The sequence below is a fragment of the Nocardia sp. GCM10030253 genome (assembly GCF_042675075.1).
GTDB lineage: Bacteria > Actinomycetota > Actinomycetes > Mycobacteriales > Mycobacteriaceae > Nocardia.
On record NZ_JBHTDL010000008.1, the window covers coordinates 154,571 to 174,513 of the forward strand.

Sequence of the window (19,943 nt, forward strand, 5' to 3'; positions counted from 1 at the left end):
GGCACTGCGGCACAACCGAATTCAGCCAAGAGTCCCCGATCGTTCTACCGAACCCGGAGGCAACTGATGTCCATTGATCTGTCCTTCTTCCGCTCGGAGACGTCGCAACGGATCCGGGCGGAAGGTCGCGCCATCGGCCGGGCGGAAGGCCGCGCCAAATACATCCTGCGCATCCTCGGTCAGCGTGGCATCGCATTGCCCGACGACATCAGGGACCGCATCACTACCTGCCTGGATCTCGACCAGCTCGATCGATGGTTCGACCGTTCCTTCACCGCCACCACGATCACTGATCTCTTCATCGAGGAGACCTGAATGGCCTCACGTATCGGCTGATGAATCTTCCTCGGCGGTAGGAGATTCAAGGGTCGGAGGGACGACCGGCCGCAGTAGGACCCAGACCAGGAAGGCGAGGGCTACTGCGGCCATCCCGACGCCGGACCACAGGTTGATGTTTATGCCTCCGGTTTTGGCTTCCTCGGCAGCCGTGTCGTGGACCAGCCCGGTGATGATCAGGATGACGCCGTAGCTGCCGAGCAGGGCGCCGACGATGGTGCGGATGTCGAAAAGCATCGGCTGGCCTCCTTATCCGACGAAGATGTTGAGGGCGATGACCAGGACCAGGGCGATACCGGCGAGCAGGACCGGGCGCTGGTACCAGGGCAGGGAATCGGACTCGGGGTCGGTGCGCATTTCCTTCGGGGTTTCGGAATAGACCAGGCCGACAAGTTCGGCGGCGGGCTTCGGCTGGGTCACCATGGTGACAGCGACGCTGACGATGATGTCGACGATGAAGGCGACACCCGCAGCGACGAAACTCGCACCCTGGCCGGATAATTCGAAGACATTGGACCTGTGCAGCACGAAAATCACCATGGCCGAACCGGTTCCGCAGACCAGGCCCATCCAGCCCGCCGTCGGTGTCATCCGCTTCCAAAACATGCCCAGAATGAATGTCGCGAACAACGGCGCGTTGAAGAAGCTGAACAACGTTTGCAGATAGTCCATCATATTGCTGAAACTCCCCGCGATGAACGCGGTGAAGATCGCGGCGACGGTGGCGCCGACGGTGGCAAGCCGACCGACGGTCAAGTAGTAACCATCGGGCCGATCACGGCGCACGTACTGCTGCCAGAGGTCATAGCTGAACACTGTGTTGAAGGCCGAGATGTTCGCGGCCATGCCCGCCATGAACGCCGCGAGCAGACCGGCGAGCCCGACACCGAGCAACCCGTTGGGCAGTACGTCTTTCATCAGATACAGCAGCGCCTGGTTGTAGGTGACATCGCTGGTGTAGTCCGGATTCGCGGTCACCTGATTCTTGTACTCGGCCATCTGCGGCACCAGAACCGCGCTGGTCATTCCCGGAATCACCACGATCAGCGGGATGAACATCTTCGGGTAGGCGCCGATGATCGGGGTGCGTCGCGCCGCCGAGATGGAGTGCGTCGCCAGTGCCCGCTGCACTTCGACGAAGTTGGTGGTCCAATACCCGAACGAGAGCACGAACCCGAGCCCGAACACGATGCCGACGACGGAAAGGAAGTTGTTGGTGAAGCCGCTGAGCGCGTTACCCGGCCAGGACTCCAGCTGCGCCGCACCGCCCGGTGACGCGGTCACCTTGTCGTGCAGACCTTCCCAGCCGCCGACCTTGTGCAGCCCGACCAGGGTCAGCGGCAGCAGCGCGGCCACGATGACGAAGAACTGCAGCACTTCGTTGTAGATCGCCGCGGACAACCCGCCGAGGGTGATGTAGGACAACACGATCACCGCCGCGACGATCACCGAAACCCACAGTGGCCAACCGAGCAGCACATTCACGATGGTGCCGAGCAGGTACAGGTTCACCCCGGCGATGAGTACCTGCGCGACCGCGAAGCTCAAGGCGTTCACCAGGTGCGCGCCGGTACCGAATCGCCTGCGCATGAACTCGGGAACACTGCGCACCTTGGAGCCGTAGTAGAACGGCATCATCACCACGCCGAGGAACAGCATGGCCGGCACGGCGCCGATCCAGAAGTAGTGGAAAGTCGGAAAGCCGTACTCGGCGCCGTTGGCCGACATGCCCATGATCTCGACCGCGCCGAGGTTGGCGGAGATGAAGGCAAGCCCGGTCACCCAGGCAGGCAGTGACCGTCCGGACAAGAAGAAGTCGATGCTGGAGGAGACGCGCCGCCTGGCCAGCAGTCCGATACCGATGACGAAGATGAAATACAGCGCGACCAGGGCATAGTCGACGGGATCCGCATCCAGTTGCAGGGACGATGCCGCATCTAGGTGCACGGTCGGCGCGTTCGATCGCAGTATCGCGACGTCGAGCGCGAAGCTGAACACGGGTGAATCGGCAAGCGGCACAGCGTCGTCCCTCCAGGCGATGAAACCGGGCGTCGAGCGATGTCGGGCATCGTGCGCGTACCGCGTGTGGTGGCCGCGACTTGTCTACTTACTGTCGGTGATTGTGCCGCATCCCCGCAGCGCAATCACGCACAAAACCTGGACATTCGCTCAGTCGACGCGGTGCGCGCCTGCTCCCGGCACCACGACGAAGGTGCGCGGATCGGCGAAACCAGCACGGGCGAAACGATTTCGCACCGCGTCCGCGACAGCCGCGGTCCGCTCACAATCCACCAGCGCGATAACGCTGCCGCCGAACCCGCCACCGACCATGCGCGCGCCGTGCGCCCCAGCTTCGACCGCCGCCGCGGCAGCGACGTCCAGAGCAGGGGTGGAGACCTCGAAATCATCGCGCAACGAAGCATGCCCCGCGTTGAGAATCGGGCCTATCGAGCGCGGATCGACACCGTTGCGCAACTTTTCGGCAACTGTCAACACGCGGGAATTCTCGGTGACCACATGCCGAGCCCGGCGTCGCAGTACCGGGTCGGCGATGCGTTCGAGCGCGTCGACCGTTTCGACATCCCGGAGTGCGGGCACGCCGAGTTCCGCGGCCGCCGCGTCGCATTGCGCGCGTCGGGCGGCGTACCCGCCATCGACCAATTCGTGCGCCTGTCCGGTATCGATGACGAGCAGTTCCAACCCGAAACGGTCCAGATCGAAGGGGATCTGTTCGTGCGCGCCGTCGTCATCCGGGTCGGTGCAGCGGCGCACGTCGAGAAACAGTGCGTGTCCTGCGGTGCACAGAATCGCCGCCGACTGGTCGAGCAGTCCGGTCGGCGCACCGGCGTAGTCGTTCTCGGCGGCGTGGGCTATGTCGATCAGCTCCCGATCGACGACCATGGGCGCGAACAGATCTCGCAGCGCGACCGCCACGGCGCACGACAGTGCCGCCGACGAGGACAGTCCGGCACCGATCGGCACGGCGCCGTCGAGCTCGATGTCCACTCCCGCGATCCGATGCCCGCGTCGCACGAATTCGGACACAACGCCCAGCGGATACCGCGACCAGGCAGGCACCCGATCCCGTTCGGCGGCAAGCGCGCCCACCGCGACGAGCACCGGCTCCCGTGGACGCTGGCGCGAGCCGACACGCACCTGCCCGCTGCCGTTGACTACCGCGAAACACTCGACAACCAGCGGTAATGCAATGGGCAACACGAAGCCGTCGTTGTAGTCGGTGTGCTCACCGATGATGTTGACCCGCCCCGGCGCCACCCACTTCTGCACTGGTCCTCGCTTCATCGTTCGGAGTGTGTCCGATGGCTCGCCGGCACACGTTACGAGACACGCCGCAGGAGCACTGCTTTCGGGCGGTGCGCGTGCGAGATCACCGTTTGTGAAGCACAGTCGATTTTGACGCAATATCGGCCTGCAAAATGGGCCGGGAGTTTCGGGAGGGCATTATGATTCACACGACCCTACGCAGCGGCCTACTCGGGCTGCAGTGGATCGATCGACTACTCCCGCCCCTGGGTAGGCCGGATCGCGACGGCCGGCAACTGCCCGAGGCACCACTGACGATCGAGATCGGCGCCGCGACCGGGGTGGGCCCGACAGCCATGTCGGCCTTCGATGCGGCTCTGCGTGATCTGGGAGTGGGTGATGCCAACTTGATTCGCCTGTCATCGGTGATTCCGCCGCGCGCCACTCTGGAGCGCACCGCCCGTGTCCGCAAGCCGATCCCATGGGGCGATCGGCTCTACTGCGTATACGCGGCCCAGCACGCGATCGGAAAGGGCCAGCGGGCCGCCGCGGGCATCGGCTGGGTGCTGCGCGACGACCATTCCGGTGCGGGGCTTTTCGTCGAGCACGAGGCGCAAACCGCCGAGGAGGTCGAGCGGCTGATCCGGTCAAGCCTCGCCGATATGACCCGCAATCGACCGGAACGCTTCGGCCCGATCCAGCTGTGCACCAGCGAGGCGCGATCCGAGGGGAATCCGGCCTGCGCCATGGTGCTCGCCGCGTACCACACCACCCCGTGGACCAGACGATGAGCGACCTACACGTCACCGTCGAAACCACGATCCCGGACGACCGGATCGACATGTTCCACCTGCTCTACGAGGAAGCGTTCGGTCCACTGCGCACCAAGGCCATCGCCAGGCAGGTGCTGCACCAGGACGAGTTCCGCGAGGAGATGGTCGATCCCCGAGTCCTCAAGCACGTCGCACGCACCGCCACCGGTGAACCCATCGGTGTGACAACCCTGACCAGACATCTGGAGACAGTGCCGTGGATCAGCCCCGAATACTTCGCCGCACGCTACCCGGAGCACGCCACCAGGAATGCGATCTATTACGCAGGTTTCACCCTTGTTTCCTCGAGTGCCCGACAGGGGGCCGCGTTCCATGCCATGATCAAATCAGTTGTCCAGGTGCTTGTGGCCGAGCGCGCGGCGGTGGGCTGGGACATCTGCTCGTACAACAACACTCGGTTCTCGTTCGCCGACAGCATCCGGGCAGTGCTCGATGAGCAAGAAGCGAACTTCGAAGTCGCGGTAGAGGATTCGCAGACCTACTATGCGGCTCGGTTCACAGGGGATGGAGCGACCAAGGGGGGCTGATGACACCGACCGAAAAGCAGCCGACAAGCCAGCGTCACCACTTCGGATTACGGTGGTACGCAATGCTTTTCGGTGGAATCGCGGGCGCTGCCGGGCTCAATATCGTGATCGATTCGCGACTGCTTTCGCTGTTGACGATGCTGACCGTCGTCGGCTGCGCGCTCACCATGATCGGCTTCGGCCTGCGGCGCCATCGGCCCGCGCAGCCGCTGCCCTGGTACCTGATCGCGGCGTCAGCGCTGTTGTTCGCCACCGGCACCGTGCTGCGCGGCATCGAAGACCATGCGATGCATCCCATCGATGACCTGTTCACCCTTGCCGGTTACCTCGCGATCGGCGTCGCTGCCACCCTGTGGCTGCGGCCGCGCCAGGTCCGGAGCAACTACGACCTCCTGCTGGACTCCGGGCTCATCGGACTCGGCGCACTGCTGGCCTCCTGGACCTTTCTCATCTCCCCGATCCTGCAGTCGCATGCCACCACCATGAACACCGTTGTGGCGGCGACCTATCCGGTACTCGATGCGCTGCTGCTGACGCTGGTCACGCATTCGGTGGCCACGGCGACCCGTTCCGAGACCTCGCTGCGACTGCTGCACGTGGGCCTGATCGCAGTGTTGCTCGGCGATCTCGGCTACAGCCTGGAAACCGTCGGCACCGCGACGATCGGACGAGACGTACTGCTGGCGCCGCTGCTGGCCGCCTACGTGACCGTCGGTATCGCGGCGCTGCATCCGACCATGGCAAGCCTCGGTACCCCGCGGCCCATCCACCCCCATCATTCGCGTCAACGCGCCAGTTTCATCGCGGTCGCACTGATCATGGCCTCACTGGTTCCGGTGGTCGGGTCCAGTCTCGACACCCTCGACCGGGTGGTCGTCTCTTCGCTGTTCGCGCTCTTGCTGATCGGAGTCCTTGCCCGCAGCGAACGCGCCATCGTGCGCAGTGCCCGCAGCGAACGCCGTGCGCAGTACCAGGCCGACCACGACATGCTGACCGGACTGCTGAACCGGTCCGCACTGTTGCGCGCGCTCAATCGCAATCACGAGCATTGGCTGGAGCAGCCGTTGAGCCTGCTGTTCATCGACCTGGACGGCTTCAAAATGGTCAACGACAGCTACGGCCACGCCGTCGGCGACGAACTGATCGCGAACGCCGCCTCCCGGATTCGTCGGGTCATCCGCCGCGAGGACGTGGTGGCCCGCTACGGCGGCGATGAATTCGTGGTGCTCGCCCCGCTGGACAGACAAGCGGCAGCCATGCTCGCCGAACGACTATTGGGCGCCTTCGTGCGCCCGTTCGAATTGAGCGCGGGCGAGGTCCCGATTACGGCCAGTGTCGGCATCGCCTGCGGCAGCCCGCGCAGTTACGACGCCAGCATCTATGACCTCATCCGAGACGCGGATTCGGCGATGTACCACGCGAAGGAGTACTCGCTCGGATACGCGTTCCACGACGAAGTGCGGCACGGGGCCCCCGATGCGGGGCGCCGGAATTGGCGCCCCGGCAATCGGTCGACGAGCACCGCCGTCTGATCAGTCGGTCAATTCCTCGAGCAGGCGCTTGGCTTCCTCTAACTCCGCGGCCAGCTGCGCGACCTTGACCTGCTGCACTTCGCGCGCGGCCTCGAGGATCCCGGCCACCACCTCGGCCACCTCCGGATGCAGCACCTTGGCGGCCTGCGCCACCGCGGAGCTGGTCACCGGCAGACCGCGCACGGCCCGCTTCTTGCCGCTGATCACGTCGACCGACCACTCCCCGTCGGCGGTTCCGGTCAGCGTCACCGTGACCTCCGGCGCCTTGGTCTTGCGTGCGGCGGCAGGCGCCTTCGCGGCAGGCTTCGTTCCTGGCGCGCCAGCGGCGGGCTGCTTGGCCGCGGCGGACTTGGCGACAGTGTCGGCCTCGCTCGTTCCCGAGACGGCCGGGCTGGGCGTGGGCACCGACGGTGTCACCGCGGCGATTCCGAGGGAGCCGGGACTCGGCGGGGTGGACGGTGTCGCAACGCTCGTCAAGGTCGACGGCTGGGTCACGGTGGAATCCTTCCTGGTTGTCGACTTCGGCTGGGCTGTGGAAGCTGTCGCCGCCCGGGGCGGCTTGGTCAACGTCACTTCGGTAGGAGAAAAGGACAGTACATCCTTCGATCCGGCCGGCCGGACCCGCAGGAAGTCTCCTACGGATGGATCATCGAGTTCGATCACCTTTCCCGATCGTCCCGCCGGCACGCCCACCGCGGCAGCGGTGAACCACACCATCGGCGGTCGGCCGTCGGCAATGTCCGTGGCGATCTGCTGAATCTCAGTGTCCGACAAGGGCTGTGGTTTGGTTCTGGGCGAGGGCATGGTGACTCCGAGCGAATTCGTGGATGGCTGCGTGCACAGATGATGCCGCACGCCACCGACAGATTTGCAAGCTGCTACCAAATCGACTCAGCGAAACGCCCGAGCCGCAGATCCAGCGAACCCTTGGCTACACCAAGAAATCCCGTGCCGACGCTACCGTCCCGTCGGCGCCCGCAAGGCCGGGAACCAGATATCGGCGAGGACGGCGGCGGCCTGATCGGCGGTGACATCGATGGTGCCCTGCATGGCCCAGCGGGTGAAGAAACGTTCGAGTTGGGCGACAAGGAGTTCCACGCGTAGGCGGGCCTCGTCCTGGCGGTCGGCGGGCCAGCGCGCGAGATAGGACGTCATCGCGTTGGGCAGGGCCAGGATGCCCTGGCGCGCGATTTCACGGAATTCCGGTTCGAGTGCGGTGGCCTCGTCCCATGCCGGCAGCAGGTCTTTGTACTCCTGGAACCAGCCGATGGCGCGGGTCATCCAGCCGACGAACGCGGCGCGCGAGCCGGTGTCGAGGACCCGATCCAGGTCCTCGTAGAAGTGCAGCGCACTCGGGGCGGTGCTCTGTTCGGCGACCGCGCGCAGCACCTCGAGCTTGCTGGCGAAGTGCAGATAGAAGGTGGCGCGGCTGCAACCGACGGCGGCAGCGATGTCGTCGACCCGGACCGCCGCGTAGCCCTGAGTGCTGAACAGGTTCTTCGCACCCTCGAGCAGCTTGGCTCTGGTCTGCAGTTTCTGTTCGTCCCGCAGGCTGATTCCGGCCTGTTTCGACTTCGTTGGCATGTGTGCGGCTACCTCGTGTCGGTCGGAAACTATTGCTGACGTGCGACTTCCGGTGAGCAAGTGTACGTCCGGCCGAGGCCGGCCGCCGCTGGCGACTGCTTGCAGGTCGCTCGAACAACCAGCTCTCGCTAGACATACTGTCATTCACTAGACACACAGTCTACTCAGTGTTACTTTGTTGTCTACGTCACTACGGAGCCCCACGGCTCCGGATACTCGCCCGCCGTGTCCGGCGCCACCGCGAGCCGTGACGGCAGCTTCGGATGAGGACTACTGAATTGACTCCACGCACGCTTCCCAGGGTCTGCGTCATCGGCGCGGGACCGTCGGGCATCACTACCGCCAAACGCCTACAGGACTTCGACATCCCGTTCGACCTCTTCGAGGCCTCCGACGAGGTGGGCGGCAACTGGTACTTCAAGAACCCCAATGGCATGTCGGCGTGCTACCAGAGCCTGCATATCGATACGTCCAAGTGGCGCTTGGCCTTCGAGGACTATCCGGTACCCGAGGGCTGGCCGGATTTTCCGCACCACTCGCAGCTGTTCCAGTACTTCAAGGACTATGTCGATCATTTCGGCTTCCGCGACAAGATCCTGTTCAACACCAAGGTGACCGGCGCCGAACGGCAACCCGACGGTCGCTGGCTGGTGACGTCCAACGACGGCCGCACCCGCGACTACGACGCCCTGATCGTGTGCAATGGGCACCACTGGGATCCCAACATCCCCGACTACCCCGGTGAGTTCGACGGCGTACTGATCCACAGTCACGCCTACAACGATCCGTTCGATCCGGTGGACATGCGCGGCAAGAAGGTCGTGGTCGTCGGCATGGGCAATTCCGGCCTCGACATCGCCTCAGAGCTGTCCCAACGCTTCATAGCCGAGCGGCTGACCGTGTCCGCGCGGCGCGGTGTGTGGGTGCTGCCGAAGTACGTCAACGGCAAGGTAGGCGACAGGCAATCGGTGCCGCCGTGGATTCCACGCAAAGTGAGCATGAAGCTCAAGCAGCGGTTCGTCCGAAAATTCCGTGGCGACATGGAGTTCTACGGGCTGCCGAAACCCGATCACAAGCCGTTCGAGGCACACCCGTCGGCCAGTGAGGAGTTCCTGCACCGGGCGGGCTGCGGCGACATCGCCTTCAAGCCCGCCATCACCGCGCTGGAGGGCAAGCGGGTGCGCTTCGCCGACGGCAGCACCGAAGAGGTGGACGTGATCGTGTGCGCGACCGGCTATCACATCAGCTTCCCGTTCTTCTCGGATCCAGAACTGGTGCCCGACAGCGGCAATCGCATCCCGCTGTTCAAGCAGATGATGAAGCCGGGTGTCGACAATCTGTTCTATATGGGCCTGGCGCAGCCGCTGCCGACCCTGGTGAACTTCGCCGAGCAGCAGAGCAAGCTCGTCGCCGCCTACCTGACCGGCGCATACCTCCCGCCGCCGGAGCCGGAGATGAACGAGGTGATCCGCACCGCCGAGGAGCGGCGCAGCGGTCGCTACTACGACTCGCCGCGACACACCATCCAGATCGAGTTCGAGGCCTATGTACGCGATATGACGCGCGAAATGGCCAGTGGCGCAAAGCGAGCCGCCGCGACGGGCAACGCCCTTCCGGTGCCGGCCCGAGTGCTCGAGAACGTGTGAGGCGGCGATGACAACGACGATGGGATGCTGCGCCGACCGTTTCGAGGCCGTGCGACAGGAACTGGAGAACCAGCTCGCCTCGGGCGAGGAGTTGGGTGCCTCGATCTGTGTGACGATCGACGGTGAACCGGTCGTCGACATCTGGGGCGGGCACCGCGATATCGAGCGCACGACGCCGTGGACCGAGGACACCCTGGTCAATGTCTTCTCCATCAGCAAAACCATGACCGCACTTTCCGCTCTGCTGCTCGTCGACCGCGGCGAGCTGGATGTGCAGCAGAAGGTGGCGCACTACTGGCCGGAGTTCGCCGCGAACGGCAAGGGCGATATCGAGATTCGCCATCTACTCGGGCACACCTCCGGCGTCTCGGGCTGGCAGCGGCCGATCGAACTCGCCGATATCTACGACACCGAGGCGGCCAGCGCCCGGCTCGCGACCCAACCGCCGTGGTGGGAGCCGGGCACCGCTTCCGGCTATCACGCACTGAACTACGGGCACCTGATCGGCGAGGTGATTCGCCGCATCACCGGCCGCACCCTCGGGCAGTTCTTCGCCGAGGAGCTCGCCGGGCCGCTGGACGCCGACTTCCATATCGGCACCGGCCCCGAGCACCACCACCGCATCGCACCGTTGGTGCCGCCGCCGCTGCTGGAATTCGATATGGCCTCGCTCGATCAGGAGAGCATTCTGGTCAAGACGCTTACCAGCCCTCTCCTCGATATCCCTGAGGCCAATGGCGCCGCGTGGCGGCAGGCCGAGATCGGTGCGGTGAACGGCCACGGCAACGCTCATTCGGTGGCGAAAGTTCAGTCGCTGGTCTCCTGCGGCGGCGAGCTGAACGGCCGAAGGCTGTTGTCCGAGAAGACGATCGACCTGATCTTCGAGCAACAGTCCGATGGTGCCGATCTGGCGCTGCTGCTCCCGCTTCGCTTCGGTATGGGCTACGGTCTGCCGCAGCCGCAGACCGCACCGGAGGTCCCCGACGGCCGTGTCTGCTGGTGGGCCGGATTCGGCGGCGCCATCGTCGTCAACGATCTGGAGCATCGAGTCACCTTCGCCTACACCATGAACAAGATGGCGGCCGGACTGATCGGCTCCGACCGCGCGGACGCCTACCTGCGGTCGGTGTTCTCGGTAGTACGGGGAGATCGCTCATGATGCGGGCACTACAACTCACCGATCCCGGTGTGCTCGAACTGCGTAAAGTTCCGGTCCCCGAGATCGGTCCCACCGATCTGCTGCTGCGCGTCGGTGCGGCGGGCATATGTCACTCCGATCTGCATGTGCTGCATATCCCGTTCAAAATGCGTGAGGAACCACTCACCCTGGGACACGAGGTCGCGGGCACTATCGAAGCCGTCGGCAGTGCTGTCGACGGCTGCGTGGCCGGTGCGCGCGGGATCGTCTATCTGTGCTGGTCGTGCGGCGTGTGCCGGGAGTGTGTGAGCGGCAACGAGAATGTCTGCCTCGCCGCCGGTCGCACCGCGATGCCGCCCTGCCCCGGCCTGGGACCCGACGGTGGGATGGCCGAGTACATCAGGATTCCGGCCACCTCCTTCGTGCCGATCGGCGACCTGGACTTCCTCCAGGCCGCACCGCTGGCCGACGCCGCACTGTCGAGTTATCACGCGATCAACGGTGCGCGTGAGCAGCTGCGGCCGGGATCGGTCGCGGTGGTCATCGGTATCGGCGGGCTCGGCCACGTTGCGGTGCAGATCCTTGCCGCGACCAGCGCGGCGCACGTGATCGCGGTCGACGTCAGCACGGACAAGCTCGACCTCGCCGCCCGCTGCGGAGCGGCCGAAGGTCTACTCGGTGGACCGGACACCGCGCGCGAGATTCTCGACCGCACCGAAGGTCGCGGCGCCGACGCGGTATTCGACTTCGTCGGTACCGACCAAACCGCGACATTGGCCGTGGAATCGGTGGCGCCCAACGGCGCCTACCGCATGATCGGCCTCGGCGGTGGCGCACCGGAAATCACCGCGGGTCCGGCGGGTGGACCGGGGTGGCCATGGGGCGCATCGATCCGAAAGTCCTACGGCGGCACCAAATCCGACCTGATCAACTCCATCGCCCTGGCGCAGGCGGGCAAACTCGAGGTCGAAGTCGAACGCTATGACCTTGCCGACGGCCGCGCGGCACTCGACCGCCTGGAACGCGGGCTGGTCACCGGCCGCGCTGTTCTGGTGCCGTAGGCAGTTAACGCTTCCCTTGCTTGAAGGCAGGAGATTTCCAGCTCAGACCGCAACCGAACCACCCACCCGAGGGAGGTGATCCGCTTGTCTCACGTCGTCGACACTGATGTGGCCGCGTTCTGCCCCAACACCACCGACAAACTCTCCTGACCCAACCCCTGAAAGGAGGATGGCGCTTCCCCTCCCCCGCGAACGAGGGAGTAACCGCGCCAAACACCCTATGACACAGCCTATGGACCTGCAGGCCATGGCGGCCGCCGCAATCGCTCGGCTGACCGGACCCGGCGGGCAGTTCGAGATGGTGGTCGAAGAGGTGCTCGGCGCACCGATGCCGGTGATGCGGCATCGCGGCCGCTCGCTCGGCGACGTGCTCGAGGCATCCATCGGGTTGGCCGACCGCGAATATCTGGTCACCGAGGACCGCCGGATGTCCTATGCCGAGCACGCGGACGCGGTCGGCGCGCTGGCCCGCGCGCTGCGGGATCGGCATGGCGTCGGAAAGGGCGACCGGATCGGCATTTTGGCGGCGAACACCCCGGAATGGGTGGTGGCGTTCTGGGCGGCGCAATGCCTCGGTGCTATCGCGGTGGGGTACAACGCCTGGTGGGCTCCTCGCGAAATCGCCTACGGCGTCGACCACACCCGTCCCGCCGTGTTGATCGTCGACGCGAAGCGGGCGGCGCAGGTGGCGGAGCTGGGTATCGATGTCCCGGTGCTGACCATGGAGCAGGACCTACCCGCCCTGATCGCCGAATTCGACGACGGCGAACTGCCTCGCACGCCGGTGGCCGAGGACGACCCGGCGGTCATCCTCTACACCAGCGGCACAAGCGGACGACCGAAGGGTGCGGTGCACACGCAACGAAACCTGTTGGCGGTCATCGACTATCACAAATTCAACGATGCGCTGGCCGCGGCGTTTCAAGGCCGCACCGACGACGGCAGCCCGAAGGGCAGGCGGTTCCTGCTCACCTCGCCGCTTTTTCACATCGCCAGCCTGCACAACCTGGTGATACCGCGGATGGTGACCGGCGATACCACCGTCATACACCAGGGGTCGTTCGACGCGGATCGGGTGCTGCGCCTGGTCGAACGGGAGCACATCACCAACTGGGGCGCGATGCCGACCATGGCCAGCCGGATGCTCGAAACCGATCTGTCCCACTACGATCTGTCCTCGCTGACGTCGTTGTCGCTCAACTCGGCGCCGTCCTCGGCCGCCCTGCAACAGCGACTGCGCGACCAACTTCCCGTGGCGAAGAACGCGCTGGTGACCAGCTATGGCCTCACCGAATGCAGCACCGCCGCTACGCTCGCCGCGCCCGCCGAGCTCGCCGCGTTCCCGGATACCGTCGGCCGCCCCGTCATCGGGGTCAGCATCGAGATACGTGACGCCGCGGGCAATGCCGTCCCCGAGGGCACCGAGGGCGAGATCTGTGTGCGCAGCCCCTATGTGATGCTCGGCTACTGGGAAGACGATGCCGCGACAGCCGCCGCCATCACCCCTGACCGCTGGCTGCGCACCGGCGATATCGGGGTCGAGGAGCAGGGCCGACTTCGCTTGTCCGGCAGGCGTTCCGATCTCATCCTGCGCGGCGGCGAGAACGTCTATCCCACCGAGATCGAGCAGTGCCTCGAGGAACACCCCGCGGTGCGCGAATGCGCCGTCGTCGGTGTGCCCGACGACGATCTCGGCCAGCAGGTCGCCGCGCTGGTCGTCGTCGACGAGGACACCGCGACAACCGAACAGGAGCTGCTCGCGTTCGCCGAAGAGCGGCTTGCCTATTTCAAGGTGCCCGCTCGCTGGCGGCTCACCACCACCGCACTGCCACGCAATGCGACCGGCAAGGTCATGCGCACCGGTATCGAGGTTTGAGAAAACATGTACGACACCATCATCAAGGGCGGGCGCTGGTTCGACGGCGCGGCTTCGCCCTCCGCGGTCCGCCACCTCGGCATCCGTGACGGTCGGATCGCCGTCGTCTCGATCGAGCCGCTCGATGAAACCGACTGTCCGACCGTCATCGATGCCGCCGGGAAATGGGTGATTCCCGGGATGATCGACATCCATACGCATTACGACGTCGAGGTGCTGCAGACCCCGGCGCTGCCGGAATCGGTCCGCCACGGCGTCACCACCGTGCTGCTCGGCTCGTGCTCGCTGTCGACGGTGCACGTCGACGCTTCCGATGCCGGTGATCTGTTCGGCCGCGTCGAAGCCATTCCACGCAAGCACGTGATCGAGGCCGTCACCGAAACCAAGACCTGGACCTCGGCGCACGAGTTCGTCGACGCGTTGGAGGCGCTGCCGCTCGGCCCGAACCTCGCCGCGTTCATCGGACATTCGGATATCCGCGCCGCGCAGCTGGGTCTGGAACGATCCACCAGCAAAGACATTCGCCCCACCGACGCCGAGCTCGATGCCATGGCGGCGAAGCTCAGCGAGGCGCTGGATGCGGGCTTCGTCGGTATGTCCTCACAGCAACTGCTGTTCGACAAGCTCGACGGCGACGTGTGTCGCTCACGCACCCTGCCCTCGACCTATGCGTCCGCTCGGGAACGGCGCAGGCTCAACGCGATTCTGCGGCGTCGCGGTCGCGCACTGCAGGGCGGGCCCGATGTCGCACGGCCACAAAGCCTGGTCGCCATGGCGGCCAGCAGCGTCGGGATCTTCCGCAAGCCGCTGAAGGTGAGCCTGCTGTCCGCGGCCGACATCAAGGCCATTCCCGCGGTGGCACATATCTTTCCGTTGATCGCCCGGGTGCTCAACGCACTGGGCGGTGACTTCCGGTGGCAGCATCTGCCGGTGCCGTTCGAGGTCTACTCCGACGGGATCGATCTGCCGGTCTTCGAGGAATTCGGTTCGGGTGCGGCCGCACTGCATCTGGCCGACCAGCTGGAGGAGCGCAGGGAACTGCTGCGCGACGAAAGCTACCGCCGCAGCTTCCGCAAGGACTACGACAAGAAGTTCGGCCCACGGGTCTGGCATCGCGACTTCTTCGACGCCGAGATCGTCGAATGCCCGGATCCGGCCGTGCTCGGTAAGACCTTCGGCCAGGTCGGTGTCGACCGGGGTGGACTGCACCCGGTCGACGCCTTCCTCGACCTCGTCGTCGAACACGGCAGCAAGGTTCGGTGGCGGACTACCATTTCCAACCATCGACCGGCGGTCTTGGACAGGTTCGCCGCCGATCCCGGTGTGCAGCTGGGCTTCTCCGATGCAGGCGCACATCTGCGCAATATGGCGTTCTACAACTTCGGCCTGCGGTTCCTCCGCCGAGTTCATGATGCCGAGCGCGCAGGTCAGCCGATCCTGTCGCTGGAACGCGCCGTGCATCGCATCACCGGCGAACTCGCCGACTGGTACGGCATCGACGCTGGCCATCTGCGCACCGGCGACCGCGCCGACCTGGTCGTGATCGATCCCGAACATCTCGACGACACCACCGACGCCTATGCCGAAGCGCCGATCGCCCAGTTCGACAACTTGTCGCGCATGGTCAACCGCAATGACGCCACAGTCGCCGCGGTGCTGGTCGGCGGCGAATACGTGTTCGGCAACGGCGAATCCGCACCCGTGCTCGGCACCCGCCGGACCGGCCGCTTCTTGCGGGCAGGCGCGAACGACAGCTGAGCACTCGACCGCCGCGAGTCTGTTTTGCCCGAAGCTCGTCCTGATCCGCGCAGCGGGGCGTCAATTCACGCTCGCGGTAGCCGAATTCGAGCTATCTTTATCTATAACCGGCGTTCACACTCTGTTCGCCCGCCCACTCGCAAGGAGGCGACGTGGAGACATTCGTGCATCAGGGCCGGTCTGTGGCCTTCGACCGAGTAGGTAGCGGTCCGCCGATTGTCCTGCTGCACAACGCAGGCACCCAACGTCACATCTGGGACGATCAGATCGCGGTACTGCGCCGTGACCACGAAGTCTTCGCACTCGACCTGCCCGGTTACGGGGAATCCGACCAGCCCGCCGACGGCTACCAGCTCGACAGCTACGTCAGCATGCTCGGCGCTTTCCTCGACGCACACCTCCGCACGGACGTCGTCCTGGTCGGCAACTGCCTCGGCGCGGCCACCGCGCTGCGCTACACGATGGCGCACCCCACCGGAGTCCGCGCGCTGGTCTTGATCAACCCGCTGACCTGGAACACCGTCCGCGCCGGCCGCCAGAGCGCGTTGGCATGGGTCGATGCCCGACTCCCCCTCGCTCCCGTGGCGCGCCGACTCGCGCTGCCCGACATGATCGTCTCCCGGATCATCGCCGACCAGCTCGGCGCCCGCGGCCGACGCCAGAAACTGCACCGGTCACCGCGGCTGCGTGCCCACTGGTCCGACCGCGGCCGCCTCCAAGCTCTCCACGGCCTGGTCCAGGACTTCCCCACCTTCATCGGCCTCGACACCTTCACTCCGCCCCCGGACTTCCCGCCGATCTGCACCATCTGGGGCAAGCAGAACCGCATCCTCTCCGCTCGCGCAGGCGCCCGCCTCAACCACACCCTGCGCCCGCACACCGAAGTCGAGCTCTCCGACTGCGGCCACCTCCCCATGGTCGAAGACCCCGCGACCGTGACAACAACGATCACGTCGTTTCTCGCCACGGCTCAGCCGCGCCCATCCAGGTTGACGCGACCGGCCGAATAGCCCTCGAGACCGCTCGATCCAACCGCAGAACCACTGCCCTTTCACAGACCCGATAACTGCCCCAGCGAGTACCTCGGTAACTTCCCGGCTATCTCCGCGAGCTGATTTACACTCGAACCGCCTGCCGACTTTCATCGCACCCAGTGGTGCACTGCACATGCGGAGAGGCAGGCTAGCTGGTGTTGTTTGATGACATATGTTGCGGGAACCCGGTCGATAAGCCATCGAGAAAGGGTTTGATGCTATGTTGCTGCGCCGACTTGCCCGACCGCTGCTTGCGGCCTCCTTTGTCGCCGACGGAGTCGACACCCTGATGCATCCGGAATCACGCGCTAAGGCGGCCTCTGCGCTCGTGCAGCAAGGCGAGCAGCGGCTCCCGGACAATCTCGCCGCGAAATTGCCGTCGGATACCGCCATGGTGGTCCGGGTCAATGCCATAGCGCAGGTGTCGGGAGGCGTGCTGTTGGCGCTCGGCAAGATGCCGAGGCTCGCATCCGTTGTGCTTGCCGCGACCGTGATTCCCGCGACAGTCACCGAACAGGACTTCTGGGCCGAGCAGGACCCAGGGCGCAAGGCCGCTAAACGAAATGCGTTTCTGAAGGATATGGGCCTGCTCGGGGGTTTGATGATCGCGGCCGCCGACACGGCGGGCAAGCCGTCGCTCGGGTGGCGCGGCAGGCGGGCTGCCCACAGTGCGGCCGCCGCGGTATCCGCGACGCTGCCCTTCGGTGCGGCCGACAGCGCGACGGGTGAGGCGCTGCGTCAGCACGCGTACGAGGCCGCCGATCGCGCACGCACGCTGAGCGGAATCGCCGCGGTGAAGGGGTCTGAGGTCGCGGAGGTCGCGCAGCAGCACGGCTCCGAGTGGGCCGACGTCGCGAAAGAGCGTGGCGCCGAACTGGCCGAGGTCGCCAAGGAACACGGGGCGGATTGGGCGGAGATCGCTAAAGAGCACGGTTCGGAATGGGCCGAGATCGCCAAACACCGAGCCGCGATTCTCGCCGATATGGCCCGACGCCGTGGCGTAGAACTGGCCGAGGTTGCCAAAGAACGCGCACCCGAACTCGCCGAGACCGCCCGGCGGCGCGGTTCGGATTGGGCCGAGGTTGCCAAAGAACGCGCACCCGAGCTCGCCGAGACCGCCCGGCGGCGCGGTTCGGATTGGGCGGAGATCGCCAAGGAACGTGGACCCGAACTCGCCGCGAACGCACGTGAACGTGGCGTACATATCGCCGAGGCAGCCCGTGATCGTGTCGAGGCACGGCGCGGCTGAGTCCGGCGGGACGCTACGCCGTCGCTTCGTATCCTTCGGCGAGTGCGGCATCGAGCGAGCCGACACAATGCAAGCTGGCGGACAGGCCGGTGATCTCGATGACGCGACTGACGCTGCGCCCTGTCGTGATCAAAAACACTCGGCGAGCGGACTTTTCGGCCTCCGCCTGTACCTCGATCAACGCGGTCACCCCCGCAGCGGCGAAGAAGGTCACCGGCGACAGGTCGACCACCATGGTGGACGCCTGAAAACCGAAGGCACGCACCAGGTTCTCCCGCAGTGTCGGTGCGGTGCACAGGTCGATTTCGCCGGCCACCTCGATCAGTGTCACATCGCCGCGTGGACGGCTCACACAGAACTGGATCACGCCACTTCCGCCGGTGGCACAAACAGCGGTGCACTCAACAACATTCACACAATGCGTGGACATGGGCTGGCTCCTGAGACCCGTCACCTACGCGGGGACAGACCTGTCTCTCTAGTGAAGCAGGATCGCACAGCTCTGTACAGAGATAGAGTATGACTATGTCTGCCAGCAACGACCCAGTTGTCGGCGCTCGCGAGCGAATTCTGGCCACTGCCTACGAATTGTTCACTCGACGCGGTATTCGAGATGTCGGCATCGACGAAGTGATCGCCAGGGCCAGTATCGCGAAAGCCACTTTGTACCGCCATTTTCGGACAAAAGACGACCTGGTCATCGCCGTACTCGAGCGCCGTGAGCAACTGTGGACCTTCGGCTTCGTCGAGCATCGATCGCACCTGCTCGGTACCACCGCGGAAGAGCGTTTGCTGGCCATTTTCGACGTCTTCGACGAATGGTTTGCTACCGCGGATTTCGAGGCGTGCACCTTCATCAATGTCCTGGTGGAAATGGGCCCGAGCCATCCCGCAGGTCTGGCCAGCATCGAGCATCTCGACCGGATTCGTGGCGTCGTGCGCGCCAGAGCGGTCGAAGCCGGTCTGCGGGATCCGGAGGAGTTCGCGCATTCCTGGCACATCCTGATGAAGGGCTCCATCGTCGCCGCGACCGAAGGCGATCGCGGCGCCGCCCGCCGCGCTCAGCGGATGGCGGCCGCCTTGATCGATCGATATCGGGCCGATGCGGCTTAGTAGCCACTGAATTCGAAGGTCGCCACCACCGGGGCGTGATCGGACTCCGGGTATTTGATATCGGTGGCGAAGGCGCCGGATTCGTCGTGCAGCACCTCGTTGTGGATCTCCGTACCTCGGTAGTGGGCAAGCAGATTGCGGGTGACCAGGATGTGGTCGAGCATCTGCCCCCTGCCGTGATGGAACAGCGAATACCGGGCAGGCTCGGGAATGGTGTTCTCGACCGGCACCAGCACCCGACCGGCCAACGCGCCGTTGCCGGTCTCCTCGACATCACCCCGGATGGCGACCAACGGCACCTCGTCGGCGGTGGCGTTGAAATCGCCGGCCACCACGATGCGCGCCCCCGAATCCTGGTCGAGGATCGAATCGACCAGCCGCCGCACTTCCACGGCCTGACTCATCCGCTTCATCGACGAGATGAACGAGCCCTCAGCCACCGCGTCGGCGCTGCGCCAGGTGAAGTCGTCGACCTTCTGGCCCGGAATGTTGCTGGGCAGCTTCGATTTCAGATGCACCACGATCACGTGCAGCGGCGCGCCTTGAAGATCGAGTTCCACGTGCAGTATCGGTCGCTCCAACAAAATCGGCACGGGTTGCGGCGCGGGCGGATTCGCAGTCAGGATCTGGTACATCGGCGGCGCGATCAGCGTGTTCAACAGCTGAGCCCGCGCCATCACCGGCAATGAGGTGACCACCACCAGATTTCGTTGATCGAACACCTGCCCGTTGGGATCCCGTGTCGATACGACATTCGCCCCCGCCTGCTTGGTCCCCGCGAGCAGTTCCGCCAGGGCGAGCAGTGCCCGCGGCTGCCCCGCACGCTCTTGGCCGTGCACCTCTTGCAGACACAGCACATCGGCCTGCAGCCGCTCGATCTGCGGCCGCATCACCGTTATCCGTTCCGCCAGTGACGGCCGGACATTCGGCGGCACCTCATCGAAGTTTTCCAGATTGAATGTGGCGATACGCAGGGTAACCATCTTATGCAC

The 19,943-nt window shown here is 65.2% G+C and carries 20 protein-coding genes; 13 read left to right on the forward strand and 7 right to left on the reverse strand.

All coding sequences use genetic code 11. The features are described 5' to 3' along the window. Window positions 1-66 precede the first annotated feature (66 nt). Window positions 67-315, forward strand: coding sequence for a hypothetical protein (locus tag ACFQZZ_RS19305; protein ID WP_378682346.1), 249 nt, complete (start codon window positions 67-69; stop codon window positions 313-315). Window positions 316-321: 6 nt separating this feature from the next. Here the strand turns inward: ACFQZZ_RS19305 and ACFQZZ_RS19310 are convergent, their stop codons facing one another. The 3 genes from ACFQZZ_RS19310 to galK form a co-directional block, all read right to left on the reverse strand. Further along, window positions 322-573 (reverse strand): hypothetical protein, encoded by a 252-nt coding sequence (locus ACFQZZ_RS19310; protein WP_378682349.1) that lies wholly within the window; start codon window positions 571-573, stop codon window positions 322-324. A 12-nt stretch (window positions 574-585) separates the two neighbouring features. Continuing rightward, entirely contained in the window at window positions 586-2,283 is a 1,698-nt protein-coding gene (locus tag ACFQZZ_RS19315) for a sodium:solute symporter family protein (RefSeq protein ID WP_378683139.1), read from the reverse strand. Window positions 2,284-2,505: 222 nt separating this feature from the next. Then, entirely contained in the window at window positions 2,506-3,639 is a 1,134-nt protein-coding gene (gene galK, locus ACFQZZ_RS19320) for a galactokinase (protein ID WP_378682352.1), read from the reverse strand. A gap of 161 nt (window positions 3,640-3,800) precedes the next feature. Here galK and ACFQZZ_RS19325 point away from each other — a divergent pair, with 161 nt between their 5' ends. The 3 genes from ACFQZZ_RS19325 to ACFQZZ_RS19335 are packed head-to-tail and all read left to right on the forward strand — an operon-like array spanning window position 3,801 to window position 6,492. After that, window positions 3,801-4,391 (forward strand): pyruvoyl-dependent arginine decarboxylase, encoded by a 591-nt coding sequence (locus tag ACFQZZ_RS19325; protein WP_378682355.1) that lies wholly within the window; start codon window positions 3,801-3,803, stop codon window positions 4,389-4,391. Then, window positions 4,388-4,960 carry a hypothetical protein gene (locus ACFQZZ_RS19330; protein ID WP_378682358.1) on the forward strand — a complete coding sequence of 191 codons (573 nt, stop codon included), beginning with the start codon at window positions 4,388-4,390 and terminating at the stop codon, window positions 4,958-4,960. Before ACFQZZ_RS19325 ends, ACFQZZ_RS19330 begins: the two co-directional genes overlap by 4 nt. Next, window positions 4,960-6,492 carry a diguanylate cyclase domain-containing protein gene (locus ACFQZZ_RS19335; protein ID WP_378682361.1) on the forward strand — a complete coding sequence of 511 codons (1,533 nt, stop codon included), beginning with the start codon at window positions 4,960-4,962 and terminating at the stop codon, window positions 6,490-6,492. Before ACFQZZ_RS19330 ends, ACFQZZ_RS19335 begins: the two co-directional genes overlap by 1 nt. Here the strand turns inward: ACFQZZ_RS19335 and ACFQZZ_RS19340 are convergent, their stop codons facing one another. Further along, window positions 6,493-6,897 (reverse strand): DUF6319 family protein, encoded by a 405-nt coding sequence (locus ACFQZZ_RS19340; protein ID WP_378682364.1) that lies wholly within the window; start codon window positions 6,895-6,897, stop codon window positions 6,493-6,495. It lies immediately after the preceding gene. On the opposite strand from ACFQZZ_RS19340, the gene ACFQZZ_RS19345 reads away from it, so the two are divergent. Further along, window positions 6,890-7,249 carry a hypothetical protein gene (locus tag ACFQZZ_RS19345; protein WP_378682366.1) on the forward strand — a complete coding sequence of 120 codons (360 nt, stop codon included), beginning with the start codon at window positions 6,890-6,892 and terminating at the stop codon, window positions 7,247-7,249. The two genes, ACFQZZ_RS19340 and ACFQZZ_RS19345, sit on opposite strands and share 8 nt — an antisense overlap. A gap of 200 nt (window positions 7,250-7,449) precedes the next feature. On the opposite strand, the gene ACFQZZ_RS19350 is transcribed toward ACFQZZ_RS19345, so the two are convergent. After that, window positions 7,450-8,076 (reverse strand): TetR/AcrR family transcriptional regulator, encoded by a 627-nt coding sequence (locus ACFQZZ_RS19350; RefSeq protein ID WP_378682368.1) that lies wholly within the window; start codon window positions 8,074-8,076, stop codon window positions 7,450-7,452. Between the two features lie 278 nt (window positions 8,077-8,354). On the opposite strand from ACFQZZ_RS19350, the gene ACFQZZ_RS19355 reads away from it, so the two are divergent. The 7 genes from ACFQZZ_RS19355 to ACFQZZ_RS19385 all read left to right on the forward strand — a co-directional run bounded on the left by ACFQZZ_RS19355 (window position 8,355) and on the right by ACFQZZ_RS19385 (window position 17,838). Next, a complete protein-coding gene (locus ACFQZZ_RS19355) occupies window positions 8,355-9,722 on the forward strand; it encodes a flavin-containing monooxygenase (RefSeq protein ID WP_378682371.1) in 1,368 nt (455 codons plus the stop codon). Window positions 9,723-9,729: 7 nt separating this feature from the next. Further along, a complete protein-coding gene (locus ACFQZZ_RS19360) occupies window positions 9,730-10,881 on the forward strand; it encodes a serine hydrolase domain-containing protein (protein ID WP_378682374.1) in 1,152 nt (383 codons plus the stop codon). Then, window positions 10,881-11,921: an NAD(P)-dependent alcohol dehydrogenase gene (locus ACFQZZ_RS19365; RefSeq protein WP_378683142.1), complete on the forward strand. Its 1,041-nt coding sequence runs from the start codon at window positions 10,881-10,883 to the stop codon at window positions 11,919-11,921. Before ACFQZZ_RS19360 ends, ACFQZZ_RS19365 begins: the two co-directional genes overlap by 1 nt. A gap of 220 nt (window positions 11,922-12,141) precedes the next feature. Next, window positions 12,142-13,797, forward strand: a complete 1,656-nt coding sequence (locus ACFQZZ_RS19370) for a class I adenylate-forming enzyme family protein (RefSeq protein WP_378682377.1) — start codon at window positions 12,142-12,144, stop codon at window positions 13,795-13,797. Between the two features lie 6 nt (window positions 13,798-13,803). Beyond that, on the forward strand, window positions 13,804-15,555 hold the full coding sequence (locus ACFQZZ_RS19375; RefSeq protein ID WP_378682380.1) for an amidohydrolase family protein: 1,752 nt from the start codon (window positions 13,804-13,806) through the stop codon (window positions 15,553-15,555). A 152-nt stretch (window positions 15,556-15,707) separates the two neighbouring features. Beyond that, window positions 15,708-16,565, forward strand: a complete 858-nt coding sequence (locus tag ACFQZZ_RS19380; protein WP_378682383.1) for an alpha/beta fold hydrolase — start codon at window positions 15,708-15,710, stop codon at window positions 16,563-16,565. A 244-nt stretch (window positions 16,566-16,809) separates the two neighbouring features. Then, complete coding sequence (locus ACFQZZ_RS19385; RefSeq protein ID WP_378682385.1) at window positions 16,810-17,838, forward strand: DoxX family membrane protein; 1,029 nt, start codon at window positions 16,810-16,812, stop codon at window positions 17,836-17,838. Between the two features lie 13 nt (window positions 17,839-17,851). On the opposite strand, the gene ACFQZZ_RS19390 is transcribed toward ACFQZZ_RS19385, so the two are convergent. Beyond that, complete coding sequence (locus ACFQZZ_RS19390; protein ID WP_378682388.1) at window positions 17,852-18,190, reverse strand: STAS domain-containing protein; 339 nt, start codon at window positions 18,188-18,190, stop codon at window positions 17,852-17,854. A gap of 167 nt (window positions 18,191-18,357) precedes the next feature. Here ACFQZZ_RS19390 and ACFQZZ_RS19395 point away from each other — a divergent pair, with 167 nt between their 5' ends. Further along, complete coding sequence (locus tag ACFQZZ_RS19395) at window positions 18,358-18,951, forward strand: TetR/AcrR family transcriptional regulator (RefSeq protein ID WP_378682391.1); 594 nt, start codon at window positions 18,358-18,360, stop codon at window positions 18,949-18,951. Here ACFQZZ_RS19395 and ACFQZZ_RS19400 read toward each other — a convergent pair. Further along, the gene (locus ACFQZZ_RS19400) at window positions 18,948-19,934 is read right to left on the reverse strand and encodes an endonuclease/exonuclease/phosphatase family protein (RefSeq protein WP_378682394.1); all 987 of its coding nucleotides are present in this window, start codon (window positions 19,932-19,934) and stop codon (window positions 18,948-18,950) included. The genes ACFQZZ_RS19395 and ACFQZZ_RS19400 overlap by 4 nt on opposite strands. Window positions 19,935-19,943: the final 9 nt, after the last annotated feature.

What these genes read in the sequence shown, in the direction of transcription:
- ACFQZZ_RS19385 (WP_378682385.1), top strand. Translation starts at nt 16,810, where the DNA reads ATGTTGCTGCGCCGACTTGCCCGACCGCTGCTTGCGGCCTCCTTTGTC.
- ACFQZZ_RS19375 (WP_378682380.1), top strand. Translation starts at nt 13,804, where the DNA reads ATGTACGACACCATCATCAAGGGCGGGCGCTGGTTCGACGGCGCGGCT.
- ACFQZZ_RS19330 (WP_378682358.1), top strand. Translation starts at nt 4,388, where the DNA reads ATGAGCGACCTACACGTCACCGTCGAAACCACGATCCCGGACGACCGG.
- ACFQZZ_RS19325 (WP_378682355.1), top strand. Translation starts at nt 3,801, where the DNA reads ATGATTCACACGACCCTACGCAGCGGCCTACTCGGGCTGCAGTGGATC.
- ACFQZZ_RS19395 (WP_378682391.1), top strand. Translation starts at nt 18,358, where the DNA reads ATGACTATGTCTGCCAGCAACGACCCAGTTGTCGGCGCTCGCGAGCGA.
- ACFQZZ_RS19350 (WP_378682368.1), bottom strand. Translation starts at nt 8,076, where the DNA reads ATGCCAACGAAGTCGAAACAGGCCGGAATCAGCCTGCGGGACGAACAG.
- ACFQZZ_RS19365 (WP_378683142.1), top strand. Translation starts at nt 10,881, where the DNA reads ATGCGGGCACTACAACTCACCGATCCCGGTGTGCTCGAACTGCGTAAA.
- galK (WP_378682352.1), bottom strand. Translation starts at nt 3,639, where the DNA reads ATGAAGCGAGGACCAGTGCAGAAGTGGGTGGCGCCGGGGCGGGTCAAC.
- ACFQZZ_RS19335 (WP_378682361.1), top strand. Translation starts at nt 4,960, where the DNA reads ATGACACCGACCGAAAAGCAGCCGACAAGCCAGCGTCACCACTTCGGA.
- ACFQZZ_RS19360 (WP_378682374.1), top strand. Translation starts at nt 9,730, where the DNA reads ATGACAACGACGATGGGATGCTGCGCCGACCGTTTCGAGGCCGTGCGA.
- ACFQZZ_RS19305 (WP_378682346.1), top strand. Translation starts at nt 67, where the DNA reads ATGTCCATTGATCTGTCCTTCTTCCGCTCGGAGACGTCGCAACGGATC.
- ACFQZZ_RS19370 (WP_378682377.1), top strand. Translation starts at nt 12,142, where the DNA reads ATGACACAGCCTATGGACCTGCAGGCCATGGCGGCCGCCGCAATCGCT.
- ACFQZZ_RS19400 (WP_378682394.1), bottom strand. Translation starts at nt 19,934, where the DNA reads ATGGTTACCCTGCGTATCGCCACATTCAATCTGGAAAACTTCGATGAG.
- ACFQZZ_RS19310 (WP_378682349.1), bottom strand. Translation starts at nt 573, where the DNA reads ATGCTTTTCGACATCCGCACCATCGTCGGCGCCCTGCTCGGCAGCTAC.